This is a genomic window from Zhongshania marina (assembly GCF_002915595.1).
Taxonomy (GTDB): Bacteria; Pseudomonadota; Gammaproteobacteria; order Pseudomonadales; family Spongiibacteraceae; genus Spongiibacter; species Spongiibacter marinus_B.
This window is the reverse complement of the sequence record NZ_PQGG01000028.1, coordinates 20,328-36,057: the sequence shown is the minus strand read 5'-3', so window position 1 is coordinate 36,057 and position 15,730 is coordinate 20,328. Positions and strand designations below refer to the sequence as shown.

The following is a 15,730-nucleotide window of genomic DNA, read 5'->3' as shown; positions in this document are numbered from 1 at the left end:
TTTGCAATAACAAATCAAAGGTTTCCGTAACGCATACGCAGACGTTGGCGCACAGTTTCTGCAATGGTATTGACCACAAACGTGAACATAAACAACACGAATGCCGCCAAAAACAACACTCTATAGTGAGAGCTGTCGACTTCTGTTTCTCCAATTTCCACTGCAATATTCGCCGCCAAGGTACGCATACCCTCGAAAATATTCGCATCCATAATAGGCGTATTACCGGTGGCCATTAACACGATCATGGTTTCACCAACCGCTCGCCCCATGCCTATCATTAACGCCGAGAAGATACCTGGGCTGGCGGTAGGCATAACCACGCCTACAAGACTTTGCCAAGGCGTCGCTCCAAGGGCTAAAGAGCCATAACTAAGATGTTTAGGTACCGAGAATATGGCGTCTTCGGCAATGGAGAAAATGGTTGGAATCACCGCAAAGCCCATTGCAATACCAACCACCAAGGCATTGCGCTGATCAAAGGACACGCCAATATCGTTTGTTAACCACGCTCGCATATCGCCGTCAAAAAACAAACGCTCTAGCGGTGCACTCATTTCAACGCAGCCAATAACAACGGCGAGTACTATGGGAACAAGCAATACTGGATGCCAGCCATCAGGGATGTAACGGCGTACTGTGGCTGGCAGCTGCGACCACAGCCATGCAAATAATAAAATACCTACCGGTAATAATAAGAATAGCGAGAATACCGCAGGCAGGTTCTTTTCAATAAACGGTGCCAACCAAAGACCGGCTAAAAACCCGAGAATGACCGTTGGCAGCGCTTCCATTAATTCTATAAGCGGCTTGGTTTTTTTGCGCAGCGCCGGCGCCATAAAATAGGCAGTATAAATAGCACCGCAAATTGCCAAAGGTGCAGCAATAAGCATCGCGTAAAATGCCGCCTTTAGCGTACCGAAAGCCAGCGGTGCAAAACTGTATTTTGCTTCAAAGTCATTGCTAGATGCCGATGACTGCCAAACATAATCGGGCTCGGGGTAGCTTTCGTACCACACTTTGCTCCATAGCGCAGACCACGAAAGCTCTGGATGTTCATTATGCAGTGTGAAACTAGCTAAACCGCCATCGACATTTTCAACAAGTAATTTGTCGGCACGGGGCGATATTGCCATCATGCTGACCTGCCCAATATCGAGATCTTTACGCAATAAACGGCGATGAGAGGTGGTGTAGAATAAATCTAGCTGGCCTGCGCTATTTATGCTGGCAAAGCCCTTGCGACGGTGTTCGGTCGCTATTGCCGCAACGCCGCCATTGGGAATGTCGAAATCTCGAACCGCTTGCAGTTTGTAACCCGAATCCCGCTCTTTATCTCTCACCACAAACCACTGACCAATCGAACCGTGATCACTTGCCACCAACAAAGAAATACCACCTAACAAGAACCTGGCTTGGCTCAATTTGCCGTTATCAAATAAATAGCCACGATCCGTAATTGTTTGCTCTTTCAGGTCGATTAAGCGAAAACCACCGTCGGCAGCAAGCACATACAACCACTGCTGACCGGGACCAATTAGCACTTTACTCGGGACAATATCCAAACTCGGCAGCAGCACATCTTCTTCGCTTAAGGTCACCTCTTCGCTGAGGAAATCTTCTTCCTTAACCCAGCGGCGCCCCAGTAAATTTCCGTTGCTCACAGCGATAATCAGCAAGGCGTCATCACTATCGCTTATGGCTACCTGCTCTAGCGCGCGACCCTCCGATAGCAAAAATGCCTTATCGCCGTAGGGGAAGCGTAATTCTGGCGTGATTACCCGCTTATCATTTGGGTAGCTACTGCGGTAATCATGTTTGGCAATCAGCACTTTGCCATCCGTGAGGCCCAGTGCAAATAATCGACTTTCCTCTGACTCGAGCGCAAAGCTAAGGATTTCTGCACCGTCTAGGGGTAATTGCGATGCTGATAACAATGCACCGTCGCTAAGCTGAAAGAATGCTGCTTCACCATCGCGCGCCAATCTAAAGCCAACTTCTGCCTGTTCCTCCATCGCGAGGTAGAGCGCGGCGGCGGGTGTTGTCGTTTTAAATTGCGAATCAGCCTTGATAGACGCCGACTGAAACAACGGCATGATTTCGTACAGCAAATAGAAAAATATCAACAAGATCGCAAACAACACGCTGATACCGCCAGCGGTAATCGTCGTTGTCGCTATGCCGTCTTTGATTTGACGCCATTTACGGTAGGCGGAAGCGGTAGCTCGTACCTCAGATTGACTCATTTCTTCTCGCTCTCTAAAAACTCACAAACACGATATGACATTTTTATTACAATTTAATGACAGACTTCAAAGTCAAAAAAAATGCCGCATCACAGCTGCGGCATTTAACTCATTAACTAAGGCACTGCTTAAAGCGCAAGCTTGGTATAAATTTTCTCGACAACGCTGGCAGGGAGTGGAATATAGCCGTCTTTTACCACAACCTCTTGGCCTTGCTTGGAAAGAACTAACTTAATAAATTCGCGATCTAGCGGCGCCAGGGGCTTGTTAGGCGCTTTATTCACGTAAACATACAAAAATCGCGATAGCGGATAAGTACCGGCAGTGGCATTTTCAGCTGTCGCCTCAACGAAGCCACTTTTGCCATCCTTCGCCAGCGGAACCGCGCGTACACTAGAGGTCTTATAACCAATACCTGAGTAGCCGATACCGTTAACAGAGGTTGAAACTGACTGCACGACAGAAGCCGAGCCTGGCTGCTCATTCACACCGTTTTTAAAGTCACCCTTACAGAGCGCCTCTTCCTTGAAATAGCCATATGTGCCCGACACTGAATTGCGGCCAAACATTTGAATATCGCGAGCTGCCCACGCTCCATCCATACCTAAGGCACCCCAGGTTTCTGCATTATCAGCATGACCACATTTATGGGTGCTAGAAAATACCGCGTCTACCTGAGCGATGGTCATACCAGGAATGGGATTATCTTTATGAACAAACACTGCCAGCGCATCGATGGCTACCGGAATCGCGGTGGGCTTGTAGCCGTATTTTGTTTCAAAAGCTTCTATTTCTTTGTCTTTCATTTTGCGGCTCATTGGGCCGACGTTAGAAGTGCCTTCAGTCAATGCCGGCGGCGCTGTAGATGAACCCGCTGCTTGAATCTGAATATTGACATTTGGGTAATATCGCTTGAAATCTTCGCTCCACAATGTCATCAGGTTTGCCAATGTATCTGAACCAACGCTAGACAAATTGCCCGAAACACCCGACGCACTCGCGTACTCCGGTAAACCAGCGTCTACTTCGGTTACTGCAAACGAAGCCATAGAAGACAAAGCAACAACAGTTCCCGCTACATAGTGTTTAATGTTCACAAACCTACTCCCAAGCCAATTAATAACATCAACGCAGCCACTTTATAGAGCAATTATGACAACTTTGTGACAGTCGCTAAGAATAATTCCGCGACTAAGCCGGCGTAACAGCAACGGCGGCAGAACGCGGGAATACACAGGTAAATACGCTGCCCTTATTCGGCACGCTTCGAATACGCAATTCTGCGCGATGACGAATTAAGACGTGTTTAACAATGGCCAAACCAAGGCCCGTGCCACCGGTATCGAGGGAACGGCTTTGATCTACACGGTAAAACCGCTCGGTTAAACGGGGGATATATTGAGGTTCAATACCTATGCCGGTGTCTTCCACTTCAAAATAGGCGTGATCATCATCCCGATACCAACGCAGGGTAATGGTGTCATCATCGGCGGTGTAACGGGCAGCATTAATAGCGAGATTAGAAAATGCGCTGCGCAATTCATTGGCATTGCCATTTATTGCAATCTTATCGTCACATTCAATAACAATACGCCGAGTCCCTTTTGCAGCCGAGCCGCACTCCTCGCGAATCATTTCCATCAGTGGCCGCAGGCGAATAACGGTATCGTCACTCCCTTTTGGCACCGCCTCAAGACGTGACAATAGCATTAGGTCTTGAATCAACATGTGCATGCGCCGCGACTGCTGCAGCATTTGGCTAACCGCGCGATCCCAACGTGGATTTTCGCCGCCATGTTCAGAAAAGGTTTCTAGGTACCCATTTATCACCGTCAAGGGCGTACGCAACTCATGGGACACATTTGCCACAAAATCCTTGCGCATTTTCTCTAGGCGATGGGTTCTTGTTACGTCGCGGGCAAACAGCAAGCGATTGCGCTGCCCAAAAAAGCTCACGCTTATACTCAAGCTTAGGTTGCTATTTACTGGCGATGGCATCTCCAAAGGTGCCTGGTATTTCTCAGCATCAAAATAGCGTAAAAATGCGGGGCTGCGAATAAGATTAATCAGTTGCCGCCCCGTGTCATCACCTTCTCGCAAACCCAATAAATCGTTAGCAGAGGCATTACACCATTCTATATTTCCGAGCGGATCTAGCATCACTACCGCATCTGACATTGAGGCAAATGAGGAGTGAAGATAGTCGATCATCGCCTGTAATTTATTTGTATTCTGCGTTGCATCACGCTGCATGTCATAAATGACATCAAAAACCTGCCCCCACATACCAATCGCCTCTGGCGGCTCATTATCTACACCACTGTATAACCAGTCTGACAGTCGCTGCAGGTTTCTTAACAACCATGCACATGCCAATAGTGACGCTGCAAATAAAGGCCAAATTCCCAAATCAAAAATCGCGCAAGCGCCAGCTACCAAGGTAATCGGCAAGCTGATACGCAATAATTCCGTTTTCCAGCTGTAATAGCGCATTAATTATTGTGCGCTAGGCACAAACACCTGTAGTGGAAAATCGGTAACCTGTTCCGCGAACAGTTTGAATAAGCAAACCACAGTCGCGCTGATCGGTTTGCAGGGCTTTGCGAAGGCGGCGGATGTGCACGTCTACGGTGCGTTCTTCAACATAGACATTGCTGCCCCAAACCTGATCTAGTAACTGACCACGGCTGTAGGCCCGCTCTTGGTGGGTCATGAAAAACTTAAGTAATTTAAACTCCGTCGGCCCCATTTCCAGCGGCTGGGTGTCGACAAATACTCGGTGGCTAGCGGGGTCTAATTTCAAACCGCCAACCTCGATGCTTTCCTCTTGCTCACGATTCGTAGAGCGGCGCATGATGGCTTTGATGCGGGCCATTAATTCACGCGACGAAAAAGGTTTGGTGATGTAGTCGTCTGCACCAACGTCTAAACCTTGAACGCGGTTGTCTTCATCGTCTTTTGCGGTGAGCATGATAACGAGCAGATCACGGGTAACTTCATCTCTGCGCAGGCGGCGTAATAATTCTATGCCGCTGGTGACGGGCATCATCCAATCTAGTAACACGAGATCTGGGCGCTGATCCACGATAATACCGTGAGCATCTTGTGCATTACTCGCCTCCAGACACTCGTAGCCGGCAAGCTCCAAACCAACACGGATCATTTCCCGTATTGCGGCCTCGTCGTCGACAATCAGTATGGTCGTTGCAGTCATCCCTCTACCCTTTTTAAACAAGTTTCGTAAGCAGCATTAAAACGACATTTGGTGACAATTTTATGACAAAACAAATTTTTGTAACTTAATCAAACACTACCGTCTTGTTTCCGAGAACCAGAACACGGTCCTCTAAGTGATTCCGCAGGGCCCGCGCCAGTACCGCTTTTTCAACGTCTTTACCCAGACGCACTAAATCGTCTTTGCTATGCCGATGTGACACTCTGATGACATCCTGTTCGATAATTGGGCCTTCATCAAGCTGTTCCGTCACATAATGGCTGGTCGCGCCGATCAGTTTTACACCGCGATCAAAAGCCTTTTGATAAGGATTTGCGCCGATGAATGAAGGTAAGAAACTGTGATGAATATTTATCATCCTGCCCGTATACGCGCGGCAAAACTCAGGCTGAATAATTTGCATATAGCGTGCTAAGACCACGCAATCTGCCTGATATTCACCCGTCAGTTCCATGATACGCGCATGCGCAGGTGCCTTGTTTGCAGGGTCTATTGCGACGTATTCAAAGGGAATACCATGCCACTCGACCATGCTACGCAAATTTTCGTGATTAGAGATAACACAGGGAATGTCACAATCGAGCTCTCCGCTATGCCAGCGATGTAAAATATCGGCAATACAATGTGAGGCATGGCTGGCAAGAATCACGACCTTGCGCTTGACCGATGAATCAACCAATTCCCACTGCATGCCATATTCTTCTGCAATTGGCGCAAACGCCGCTCGGCAGGCCTCCGCCCCCATACGCAGGGAGTCAGCTCGAATTTCATTGCGCATAAAAAACCAATTATTTTCTGCGTCTGCATGATAATTGGCCTCTGTCAGCCAGCCGCCTTGATCGGCGACAAACTGACTAACCCGCGCAACAATACCCACCCGATCGGGACAACTGATTACCAAACGATATGTATGATCCATGAACTCTCTTTTACCTTACAATCTTCAAGATGCGGGCACAGGCCAGCACCATCACTTATTTAAAATTCCACGCAGTGCCTGCGGCAAGTCCGCCGGTAAAACCACCGTTTTGGCATTGCCCGAGGTAGACAGTTTAACCAAGGCATCCGCGTATTTTTCACCAAGGAGATATAGCACCGGCAGATCTTGATCCCCCACCGCCTCTGACACCAAGGTGATGGCCGCACCACTCGCCTTTGCAAGCACTACCTGCGCCTGCGCATCGCGGCGCGAGGCCTCTAAACGACCATCCGCTTCGAGGATAGCCGCCTGTTTTTCACCCTCAGCCTTGGTGACCGCTGCGCGACGCTGACGCTCTGCAGCCGCCTGCTCTTCCATCGCCTGTTGCATGGTCATGGAAGGATTAATGTCTTGAATTTCTACCGTTTTAAGCGTGATACCCCAATCAGCAATATCATCTGAAATGGCCGCCTTCAGCTTGGCTTTTATTTGATCCCGCGACGACAGCGCGGAGTCTAAGGCCATTTCACCAACAATAGAGCGCAGCGCAGTTTGCACCAAGTTTTGAATGGCAAAGGTATAGTTCTCGACCCCGTACACAGCCTTCTCTGGCGACACAATATTGATGTAGGCAACCGCATTAGCAATGATGACGGCGTTGTCTTCTGTGATTACTTCCTGCGAGGGAATATCAAGCACAATATCTTTAGTGGTGAGTTTGTAAGCAACACTATCAATATAAGGAATAATAAAATTTAAACCTGGGTTTAAGGTAACGTGGTATTTTCCCAAACGCTGCACAATATGCTTGTAACCCTGCGGGACGGTGCGAACGCCTTTCGCCAAGGTCACCACAACTAATATCGCTAATGCTGCTACTACTGCCAAGCCATCCATCGCCTATCTCCTTTGTGAGCTATTTTAAAAGCTAATTACTGGTCAGTGCGCCCGCCCCATTAGCGTGCTTTACGATGAGCGAATTTCCTGAAACGTCTTCAACCGCAACGCGGTCACCAACCGAGACTGGATCGCGGCAGATAAACTCCCATTCGTCGCTTCCCAAAACCGGTATTGAAAACCGCAAGGTTCCGTGACCGAATTCCGATCCTAATTTGATCACCATCGCCTCTTGCCCAACAACCTGCTCGCGGGACATACCAGACAAGGTTTTGTTCTTCATTTTAGGGTGTACAAACTTAAACCATATGGCCAAATCAATCACCGACATAATCAGCCATATCAGTAACTGCACACTAAACGACATATCAATTGCAGCCAAAATCAAGCCCACTGCAATGCCGCTGGCACCAAACCAGATCATCACAAAACTGGGGATAAAAATCTCACTAGCGACCAGCAACATGCCAAAAACCATCCAGTGCCAGTACGCTATATTGGTGTTTAACCACTCCATTTTGAGCCCCTTTACAAAATGCCCGCCGACAAGACATCTATTTACTAATTATTTATCAAAATATTCAAGCACTTACTAGAAGATTTTATATTTTCATAGAAGTCCTTTCTGACCAGCAAGAAGCCACATTATCACGTATAATGCTCGCTCATTCAGAATTCTGCGTCAGCCCCATGTCATCAGTTATGCAAACACCCAAGGCCATATTTAGTCATCGCCCCTACTGGGCCGAATGTTTCGGCACTGCCAGCTACCTCCCAACCTCTCGTGAAGAGATGGATGCGCTTGGCTGGGACAGCTGTGACATCATCATTGTGACCGGTGACGCCTACGTAGATCACCCCAGTTTTGGCATGGCGGTTATTGGCCGCGTATTAGAAGCCCAAGGCTTTCGAGTGGGGATAATCGCACAGCCCGATTGGCAGTCTGCAGAGCCCTTCAAAAAGCTTGGGCAACCCAATCTATTTTTTGGTGTTGCGTCCGGCAATATGGACTCCATGATTAACCGCTATACCGCAGACCGACGGCTGAGACACGACGACGCCTACTCACCCGACAACGAAGGTGGCAAGCGCCCAGATCGCGCCGTGATAGTATATTCCCAGCGCTGCCGCGAAGCGTATAAAGACACGCCTATTATTATCGGCTCTATCGAAGCCAGTCTGCGCCGGATTGCACACTACGACTACTGGAGCGACAAAGTTCGTCGCTCAGTGCTGCTCGATTCACGCGCAGATTTATTGCTTTACGGCAATGCCGAACGGGCGATCATCGACGTAGCTCACCGACTGGGTCGCGGTGACAAAATCGACACGATTACTGACTTGCGCGGCACCGCCTATGTACGCAGAGATATCCCTGCCGGCTGGACGGTGATCGACTCCGCCAGTGTTGATCAAATAGGCAAGGTTGACCCCATTACCAGCCCCTATGTGGACACCAGCGCAACGGAAAGCTGCAAAAAGAATGAGGATGAAGCGGCGCTAAAGCCCGCAGACGATATTCAAACCGTTAGAATTATCGACCCATTACAAGCCCGTAAAACCGGCACCGACGCAGCCAAAACAGTTATACGCCTACCTGATTACGAGGTTGTTAAAAACGACCCCGTAAACTATGCCCACGCGGCACGAGTTCTTCACCTAGAAACAAATCCCGGTAATGCCCGAGCACTAGTTCAGCGCCACGGCGATCAAGAGGTGTGGCTAAATCCACCACCCATTCCACTAAGTACCGAAGAACTAGACTGGGTATTTGAGCTGCCTTATCAGCGCAAACCTCACCCGATTTACGGCAAGGCCAAAATCCCCGCCTACGACATGATTCGCTTCTCTGTGAATATCATGCGCGGCTGCTTCGGCGGTTGCAGCTTTTGCTCAATTACCGAACACGAAGGCAGAATTATTCAAAGTCGTTCACATGAATCCATTGTGAAAGAAGTTGAAAACATCCGTGATAAAACCCCTGAGTTCACCGGCGTCATCTCCGACCTTGGCGGCCCAACCGCCAATATGTGGCGATTAAATTGCAAGAGCACCGAGATCGAGCAGCGCTGCCGCAGACTGTCCTGTGTTTATCCAGGTATTTGTAAAAGCCTCAACACCGATCAAACTCCGCTCATTGATTTATATCGCGACGTGCGCTCCTTAAACGGCGTCAAGAAAGTCCTTATCGCCTCGGGTTTGCGCTACGACCTTGCGATAGAAACCCCTGAGTATGTCAAAGAGCTGGTGACACACCACGTTGGTGGCTACTTAAAAATAGCGCCGGAACACTCAGAAGACGGCCCGCTCTCAAAAATGATGAAGCCGGGCATGGGCAGCTATGACAAGTTCAAAGCAATGTTCGACAAGTACTCAAAGCTGGCGGGTAAAGAGCAATATTTAATCCCGTATTTTATTGCCGCGCACCCTGGCACCAGCGACAAAGACATGATGAATCTGGCGATGTGGCTAAAGGGCAATGGTTTCCGCGCCGATCAAGTACAAGCCTTTTATCCCTCACCGATGGCCAACGCCACCGCCATGTATTATTCAGGGAAAAACCCCCTCAAGAAGGTTTCCAGAACCAGCGAAGATGTTATTAGCGCCAAAGGTTTAAAACAAAGACGCTTGCACAAAGCGTATTTGCGTTATCACGACCCCGAGGGATGGCCAGCAATAAGAGACTCTCTGCTCAGCATGGGTCGTAAAGACTTGATTGGTTATGGCAAAAAGCACTTAGTGCCACCACGCCAACCGGCCAATTGGACGCCGAAACAAGGCAAAGGTAGGCGAATCCTCACTCAGCACACCGGATTACCGCCGCGTAAAACGAAATAAAAAATTCATTTTTTAAGGTGCAAAAGTCTTCCTATCGTGCTTGCGAGTATGTATATAATGGTTTTGCTGGCTACGGATGCAGCTTGGTTTTATGTATATAGCACCACGAAGTCGATTTTAGTACCTCGTTCTGTTTCATAAGTCCCTGCCTATCTCAGCTCAAGCACAAAAAAAGGCAACCACGCAACGAGGTACAAGACATGTCCAGAAGCACTGGAAAAGTAAAATGGTTTAACGAAACTAAAGGCTTTGGTTTTATTGAGCAAGACTCTGGCCCAGACGTTTTTGTTCACTTCAGCGCCATTGGCGGTTCTGGTTTTAAAACGCTGGCCGAAGGCCAAGCCGTTGAGTTTGACGTAACAACTGGTCAAAAAGGCCCACAAGCCGCCAACGTTACAGTACTATGATTTTCTAGCGGCGACCGACTCTGTGGCCGCCGCTTTTTCCCTCCAGCAAGACTCCCCCGCAAGTTTCTATTTATGGTCAAGATACCAGCAATAATGGATTGGCTTGCCACCGCGAGAAAAATCTTCATCTAGCGACCAACGGGTTTTATCTTCAACCTTGTAGTTTTCCAGCACACCGCTATCCAAAACAAAGTCACGCTTATTGGTAGAGAAAATTAATACGCCATCAGGCGCCAAACAGCGCATAGCATCATTAATGAGTTCGGCGTGATCGCGCTGGGTATCCAGCACGTCGTCCATCCGTTTTGAATTCGAAAATGTCGGCGGGTCCAATAAAATAAGGTCGTATTGGTCTTCGCATTCTTTTAGCCATTTACGACAATCTGCATGCTCAGTTCTATGCCTAGATTCACTGAGTCCGTTCAATGATAAATTCCGGCGCGCCCACTGCAAATAGGTCTTAGACATATCCACCGAGGTCGTAAAGCGTGCACCGCCAACGCCGGCCTGCACCGATGCAACGCCGGTATAACTAAACAAATTTAGAAAGCGCTTGCCCCTCGCCCGCGCGGCAATATCTAAGCGCACTGGACGGTGATCTAAGAATAATCCGGTATCAAGATAATCATACAAATTAACCAAGACTTTGGCCTGCCCTTCGTGTAACTCCATAAAAGAGTTACGCGGCGCCTGCCGTTGATACTGATCTTTACCGCGTTGGCGGCGACGCTCCTTAATCGCAATATTGCCAGCGGAAACCGAAAATACTTGGCTAACCGCTTCTATCACCTCTCGCAATCTGCGTTCAGCATCTTCTTCTGAGATTGTCGCCGGCGCGATATATTCCGCAATATGCACCGCGCTGCCATAGCAATCGACGGCAACAGAATACTCTGGCATATCTGCGTCATAGACACGATAGCATTCAATGTCGTTTTTATTTTTCCACTTACTTAAGCGCTTAATATTTTTACGCAGACGGTTGGCGAACATCTGCCCACCTGCGGTTAAAGGCGCATCAGACACCGCGCCTTTACTCTTATCTACCGCTGCTTCGCGATCAACCACAAAAGCATCTTCATTAATATTAAACAGTAAAAGCTTTGCGGGAATGGTGCCGTTCATTAATTGATACTGCTTATAACTCCGCACCCCCATGCGTTTACCAAGATCAGCATTGCCGGTAAAAATAGCGCCCTGCCAACCCACAAAATGCGCCTTCATCGCCTGGCCAAGATGTCGATATAAATGCAATAACTCCGCCTGCTCACCCAAGCGCTCGCCATAGGGCGGATTGGTAATTAACAAGCCTTCCCGTAGCGTTCTATGCGTTGGCATTGCCAATTGCGCCAGCTCACGACGCGACACTTTTACAAAGCGCCCAAGGCCTGCGTTTTCAATATTTTCTTCCGCCTGCGCGACCACTTTGCCATTGGCGTCATAACCGCGAATTTCCGGCCAATCTCGTGCCATCGACTTAGCACGCATAGACTGCGCCTCCTCAATGAGGCTATCCCAAGCTGCTTGATCATGGCCTCGCCACCCCAAAAAGCCCCAGCGATTACGGAGTAAGCCTGGCGCTATTTGCATTGCCATCATGGCGGCTTCAATCAGCAAGGTTCCCGAACCGCACATGGGGTCAATAAGGCCACCGCCGCGACTCGCCATCCCGGGCCAGTCCGCGCGCTGCAATAACGCCGCCGCTAAATTTTCCTTCAGTGGCGCCATCGCGCCACTGCTGCGATAAGCGCGCCGATGAAGGCTCTCACCAGATAAATCGACCGCGACGGTAATATAGCCTTTGCGAAGACGCACATTGATACGCACGTCTGGATTGTCTTTATCTATGCTTGGCCGCTGTGAGCCTTTGGCAAGAAAATAGTCGACAACAGCATCTTTGCTTTTTAAAGCGCCAAAATGAGTGTTGCGGATATCTCCAGATTGGCCATTAAAATCAATCGTAATTTTACTCGTTGCACTTAAATGCGTACTCCAATCAAGGGCTTTAATACCCTCATACAAGGCCTCAGCATTTTCACCACGGTATTCGGTAAGCACCAACAATACCCGGTTTGCCAAACGCGACCACAAGCAAATTCGATACGCGGTGGCAACATTCGCAACAAAACTGATAGACCCAACGCTCTCACGCCCCACCTCGGCACCCAAAGCAGCGAGTTCAGAAGCCAAAAGCTGCTCTAAGCCCTTTGGGCATGTGGCAATATAAGGGTAGGTTTGACTCATAAATCCTCTATCGAGTATTAGTACGGAAAAATTTTAATATAGTTAACAATCAGTTATGTGCTTAGACAGCTTGCTTCTAAAGCGCGGCATGCTTAGAAGCAATAGATCTTCGACGAAGTATATGAAAGTTTGATTACATGAAGATCCTGTCGCGGTACGACGCATCGCGATGGTGACAGAAAATCGGTTGTTGCGCGACCAAGCGATACCGTAGCGACATGTTGACTAAATACGTGGAGGCTAATGCCCTATGAGAAGACAGAAACGCGACATGACAGAAAGAGCATTTCAACGTGGTTATCAAGCCGGCATTTCCGGTAAGCAAAAAGACAATTGTCCCCATAATCAAGAGCAACTTAAGCAGGAGTGGATGTCAGGCTGGCGAGAAGGACGCACCGATCACTGGGATGGTATAGATACCGCCACTGCTCTTCAAAAACAGGCGTTTCATTGACCAAGTAATCATACCCTACACTAGCGACAAAAGGCCCTTGGGGCCTTTTTTCATTCTGGCGATACTCTCTGCTTCATCAACCCACTAACGCGTTCTGCGACCTCGGCCACCCGCTGGCGCCTCTGTTACAGGCACGGGTAACTCTGCCATACCGTAGACACTGGCGATGTCTTTATCATCCAGCTCCGTCCACTGCCCCACTTTTACTTTAGAGGGAATAAAGACACTACCGTAGCGTACGCGCTTCAGGCGATTAACTTGTAGCTCTTGGGACTCCCACAAACGCCGAACTTCGCGATTACGCCCTTCCATAATAACCACGTAATACCAGTGATTAATGCCTTCGCCGCCGCCATCTACAATATCGGTAAATCGCGCTACGCCGTCCTCAAGTTGCACACCTTCTTTGAGGCGCTTTAAGGTATCTTCGGTGGCATTGCCCATAACGCGGCACAAATATTCGCGTTCAATGGTAGTAGATGGGTGCATCAATTTATTGGCGAGATCACCGTCGGTGGTGAACAGCAGTAAACCGGTGGTATTAAAATCTAAGCGCCCAACCGAAATCCAACGCTCACCCTGCAAGCGCGGCAAGCGATCGAATACCGAGCGACGTCCCTCTGGGTCTTTACGGCTACAGATTTCGCCTTCGGGCTTGTTATATAGCAAGATGCGGGGTTTTGCTGCGGCGGTATCCAGTCGCAGGGGTTTTCCATCAACCTGTATTTTTACCGCACTCGTTACACGATCACCCAGCGTCGCCACTTTGCCATCAACAAGTACGCGGCCATCGCTGATCACTTTTTCCATTTCTCTACGAGAACCCAAGCCTGCGCGAGCCAGTACTTTTTGCAATTTTTCGTCGGTTTGTATCATTAAAAGTTGGTCTCGGGTGGGTAGTCTTGATCGTAGACGTCGCCGCCATTTGATTCGATTTCTGTGTCAGTATCTGCTTCAGCTTCAGTTGCGACTGCCGCATCGGGGTCTACATCTGCTTGATCTGCTTCGCTCTTGCTATCGTCGGCGGCAAATTCACCGGTGTGTAGCTCTAGCTCGCCATTTAGGGTGTCTAGGTCGGTGATTTCTGCCAAACTCGGCAATTCATCTAAATTACGTAAATTAAAATAATCTAAAAACTTGCGTGTGGTCGCGTACATAGCAGGCCGGCCTGGTACGTCTTTATGGCCCACCACCCGAACCCACTCACGCTCAAGCATGGTTTTAATAATTTGCGAGCTAACCGCGACACCGCGAATATCTTCAATATCACCGCGGGTAATAGGCTGGCGATAGGCAATCAGCGCCAAGGTTTCTAACATCGCTCGGGAATAGCGCTGCGGCTTCTCTTCCCATAAACGTCCAACCCACGGTGCCAAGTCTTCAGACACCTGCAAACGATAGCCGCTGGCAACGACCTTTAGCTCATAACCTCGGCCTTCGCAGTCTTGGCCAATAGCGTTTAAGGCATCCTGAATATCGCCCGTCGTCGGCCGCTCTTCCGCGTCAAACAATTCCGCAATGTGCTGCAGTGACAAGGGCCGCCCTACCGCCATTAAGACCGCTTCAATAATCCGTTTTAATTGCTGTAAATCCGGCATCATATAACTTTCGCTTTTACGTGAATTGGCGCGAAGGCCTCTGATTGTACAATCTCGACCAATGACTCTTTGATCAACTCCATAATCGCCAAAAAGGTCACTACAACGCCCAAGCGTCCTTCCTCAACTTTAAACAAGGTGACAAAAGGCACAAAGGTATCTGAGCGCAATACAGCCAATACCTGCGACATACGCTCACGGGTTGAAAGTTTTTCGCGCTGAATTTGATGGCTTTCGAATAGATCGGCGCGGCGCAATACCTCGCCAAGCACCAAAAGTAATTCTTTTAAATCCACATCGGGCTCGGCGCGCAACTTTGTCAGTGGTGGCGGCTCGATAAGCACCGCGTAATTATCGCGTCCCATACGTGGCAACTGGTCTATATTCTCAGCCGCTTGCTTAAACCGCTCGTACTCCTGCAAACGACGTATGAGCTGGGCACGCGGATCCTCTTCGTCATCAAGCACATCTGCCGAGCGCGGCAACAACATCCGCGACTTAATCTCCGCCAGCATAGCCGCCATTAATAGATATTCCGACGCGAGTTCAAACTGCATGGCGCTCATCATATTCACATATTGCATATACTGCTCAGTGATCTGGGCGACGTTGATCTCAAGAATATCTAAGTTTTGGCGCTTGATAAGGTACAACAGCAGGTCGAGAGGACCTTCAAACGCCTCAAGGAATACCTCGAGGGCCTCTGGCGGTATATACAAGTCTTTGGGAATTTCTGTGAGCGGTTTGCCCTGAACCACCGCAAAGGGCATTTCACCCTGCTGTGGCTGCTGCCGAATCGCCTTTAGACTTACGATCTCTATGGCTTCTAGGGTGCCCTCAGGCACCGGCTCTAGGCGGCCGCTCATTCCGTCGGACGAAGCCAGCTCCCCCG

General features: G+C 49.1%; 14 protein-coding genes. 3 read left to right on the top strand and 11 right to left on the bottom strand.

All coding sequences use genetic code 11. From position 1 onward, the window contains the following. Positions 1-14 precede the first annotated feature (14 nt). The 7 genes from C0068_RS11350 to C0068_RS11320 form a co-directional block, all read right to left on the bottom strand. Complete coding sequence (locus tag C0068_RS11350) at positions 15-2,246, bottom strand: ABC transporter permease subunit (protein WP_103684606.1); 2,232 nt, start codon at positions 2,244-2,246, stop codon at positions 15-17. Between the two features lie 128 nt (positions 2,247-2,374). Then, positions 2,375-3,343 (bottom strand): PstS family phosphate ABC transporter substrate-binding protein, encoded by a 969-nt coding sequence (locus tag C0068_RS11345; RefSeq protein WP_199176160.1) that lies wholly within the window; start codon positions 3,341-3,343, stop codon positions 2,375-2,377. A 94-nt stretch (positions 3,344-3,437) separates the two neighbouring features. Then, the gene (gene phoR, locus C0068_RS11340) at positions 3,438-4,739 is read right to left on the bottom strand and encodes a phosphate regulon sensor histidine kinase PhoR (RefSeq protein WP_103684605.1); all 1,302 of its coding nucleotides are present in this window, start codon (positions 4,737-4,739) and stop codon (positions 3,438-3,440) included. 13 nt (positions 4,740-4,752) lie between these two features. Further along, entirely contained in the window at positions 4,753-5,460 is a 708-nt protein-coding gene (gene phoB, locus C0068_RS11335; protein ID WP_103684604.1) for a phosphate regulon transcriptional regulator PhoB, read from the bottom strand. A gap of 85 nt (positions 5,461-5,545) precedes the next feature. Then, positions 5,546-6,400, bottom strand: a complete 855-nt coding sequence (gene purU / locus C0068_RS11330) for a formyltetrahydrofolate deformylase (protein WP_103684603.1) — start codon at positions 6,398-6,400, stop codon at positions 5,546-5,548. 51 nt (positions 6,401-6,451) lie between these two features. Then, positions 6,452-7,297 (bottom strand): SPFH domain-containing protein, encoded by an 846-nt coding sequence (locus C0068_RS11325; protein ID WP_103684602.1) that lies wholly within the window; start codon positions 7,295-7,297, stop codon positions 6,452-6,454. 31 nt (positions 7,298-7,328) lie between these two features. Continuing rightward, on the bottom strand, positions 7,329-7,814 hold the full coding sequence (locus C0068_RS11320; RefSeq protein WP_103684601.1) for an NfeD family protein: 486 nt from the start codon (positions 7,812-7,814) through the stop codon (positions 7,329-7,331). Positions 7,815-7,987: 173 nt separating this feature from the next. Here C0068_RS11320 and C0068_RS11315 point away from each other — a divergent pair, with 173 nt between their 5' ends. Next, positions 7,988-10,135, top strand: coding sequence for a YgiQ family radical SAM protein (locus tag C0068_RS11315; protein ID WP_103684600.1), 2,148 nt, complete (start codon positions 7,988-7,990; stop codon positions 10,133-10,135). A 200-nt stretch (positions 10,136-10,335) separates the two neighbouring features. Beyond that, positions 10,336-10,542, top strand: a complete 207-nt coding sequence (locus tag C0068_RS11310; protein WP_103684599.1) for a cold-shock protein — start codon at positions 10,336-10,338, stop codon at positions 10,540-10,542. Positions 10,543-10,608: 66 nt separating this feature from the next. Here C0068_RS11310 and rlmKL read toward each other — a convergent pair whose 3' ends face one another. Continuing rightward, on the bottom strand, positions 10,609-12,786 hold the full coding sequence (rlmKL, locus tag C0068_RS11305) for a bifunctional 23S rRNA (guanine(2069)-N(7))-methyltransferase RlmK/23S rRNA (guanine(2445)-N(2))-methyltransferase RlmL (RefSeq protein WP_103684598.1): 2,178 nt from the start codon (positions 12,784-12,786) through the stop codon (positions 10,609-10,611). 250 nt (positions 12,787-13,036) lie between these two features. Here rlmKL and rmf point away from each other — a divergent pair, with 250 nt between their 5' ends. Continuing rightward, complete coding sequence (gene rmf, locus C0068_RS11300; RefSeq protein WP_103684597.1) at positions 13,037-13,240, top strand: ribosome modulation factor; 204 nt, start codon at positions 13,037-13,039, stop codon at positions 13,238-13,240. An 84-nt stretch (positions 13,241-13,324) separates the two neighbouring features. On the opposite strand, the gene rluB is transcribed toward rmf, so the two are convergent. The 3 genes from rluB to C0068_RS11285 are packed head-to-tail and all read right to left on the bottom strand — an operon-like array spanning position 13,325 to position 15,704. Beyond that, complete coding sequence (rluB, locus tag C0068_RS11295; protein ID WP_103684596.1) at positions 13,325-14,116, bottom strand: 23S rRNA pseudouridine(2605) synthase RluB; 792 nt, start codon at positions 14,114-14,116, stop codon at positions 13,325-13,327. After that, positions 14,116-14,841, bottom strand: coding sequence for an SMC-Scp complex subunit ScpB (scpB, locus tag C0068_RS11290; protein WP_233208800.1), 726 nt, complete (start codon positions 14,839-14,841; stop codon positions 14,116-14,118). Before scpB ends, rluB begins: the two co-directional genes overlap by 1 nt. Next, entirely contained in the window at positions 14,838-15,704 is an 867-nt protein-coding gene (locus C0068_RS11285) for a segregation and condensation protein A (protein WP_103684595.1), read from the bottom strand. The genes scpB and C0068_RS11285 overlap by 4 nt, the downstream gene beginning before the upstream one ends. Between the last annotated feature and the right edge of the window lie 26 nt (positions 15,705-15,730).

What these genes read in the sequence shown, in the direction of transcription:
- C0068_RS11350 (WP_103684606.1), bottom strand. Translation starts at nt 2,246, where the DNA reads ATGAGTCAATCTGAGGTACGAGCTACCGCTTCCGCCTACCGTAAATGG.
- phoR (WP_103684605.1), bottom strand. Translation starts at nt 4,739, where the DNA reads ATGCGCTATTACAGCTGGAAAACGGAATTATTGCGTATCAGCTTGCCG.
- phoB (WP_103684604.1), bottom strand. Translation starts at nt 5,460, where the DNA reads ATGACTGCAACGACCATACTGATTGTCGACGACGAGGCCGCAATACGG.
- purU (WP_103684603.1), bottom strand. Translation starts at nt 6,400, where the DNA reads ATGGATCATACATATCGTTTGGTAATCAGTTGTCCCGATCGGGTGGGT.
- C0068_RS11325 (WP_103684602.1), bottom strand. Translation starts at nt 7,297, where the DNA reads ATGGATGGCTTGGCAGTAGTAGCAGCATTAGCGATATTAGTTGTGGTG.
- C0068_RS11320 (WP_103684601.1), bottom strand. Translation starts at nt 7,814, where the DNA reads ATGGAGTGGTTAAACACCAATATAGCGTACTGGCACTGGATGGTTTTT.
- C0068_RS11315 (WP_103684600.1), top strand. Translation starts at nt 7,988, where the DNA reads ATGTCATCAGTTATGCAAACACCCAAGGCCATATTTAGTCATCGCCCC.
- C0068_RS11310 (WP_103684599.1), top strand. Translation starts at nt 10,336, where the DNA reads ATGTCCAGAAGCACTGGAAAAGTAAAATGGTTTAACGAAACTAAAGGC.
- rlmKL (WP_103684598.1), bottom strand. Translation starts at nt 12,786, where the DNA reads ATGAGTCAAACCTACCCTTATATTGCCACATGCCCAAAGGGCTTAGAG.
- rmf (WP_103684597.1), top strand. Translation starts at nt 13,037, where the DNA reads ATGAGAAGACAGAAACGCGACATGACAGAAAGAGCATTTCAACGTGGT.
- rluB (WP_103684596.1), bottom strand. Translation starts at nt 14,116, where the DNA reads ATGATACAAACCGACGAAAAATTGCAAAAAGTACTGGCTCGCGCAGGC.
- scpB (WP_233208800.1), bottom strand. Translation starts at nt 14,841, where the DNA reads ATGATGCCGGATTTACAGCAATTAAAACGGATTATTGAAGCGGTCTTA.
- C0068_RS11285 (WP_103684595.1), bottom strand. Translation starts at nt 15,704, where the DNA reads ATGAGCGGCCGCCTAGAGCCGGTGCCTGAGGGCACCCTAGAAGCCATA.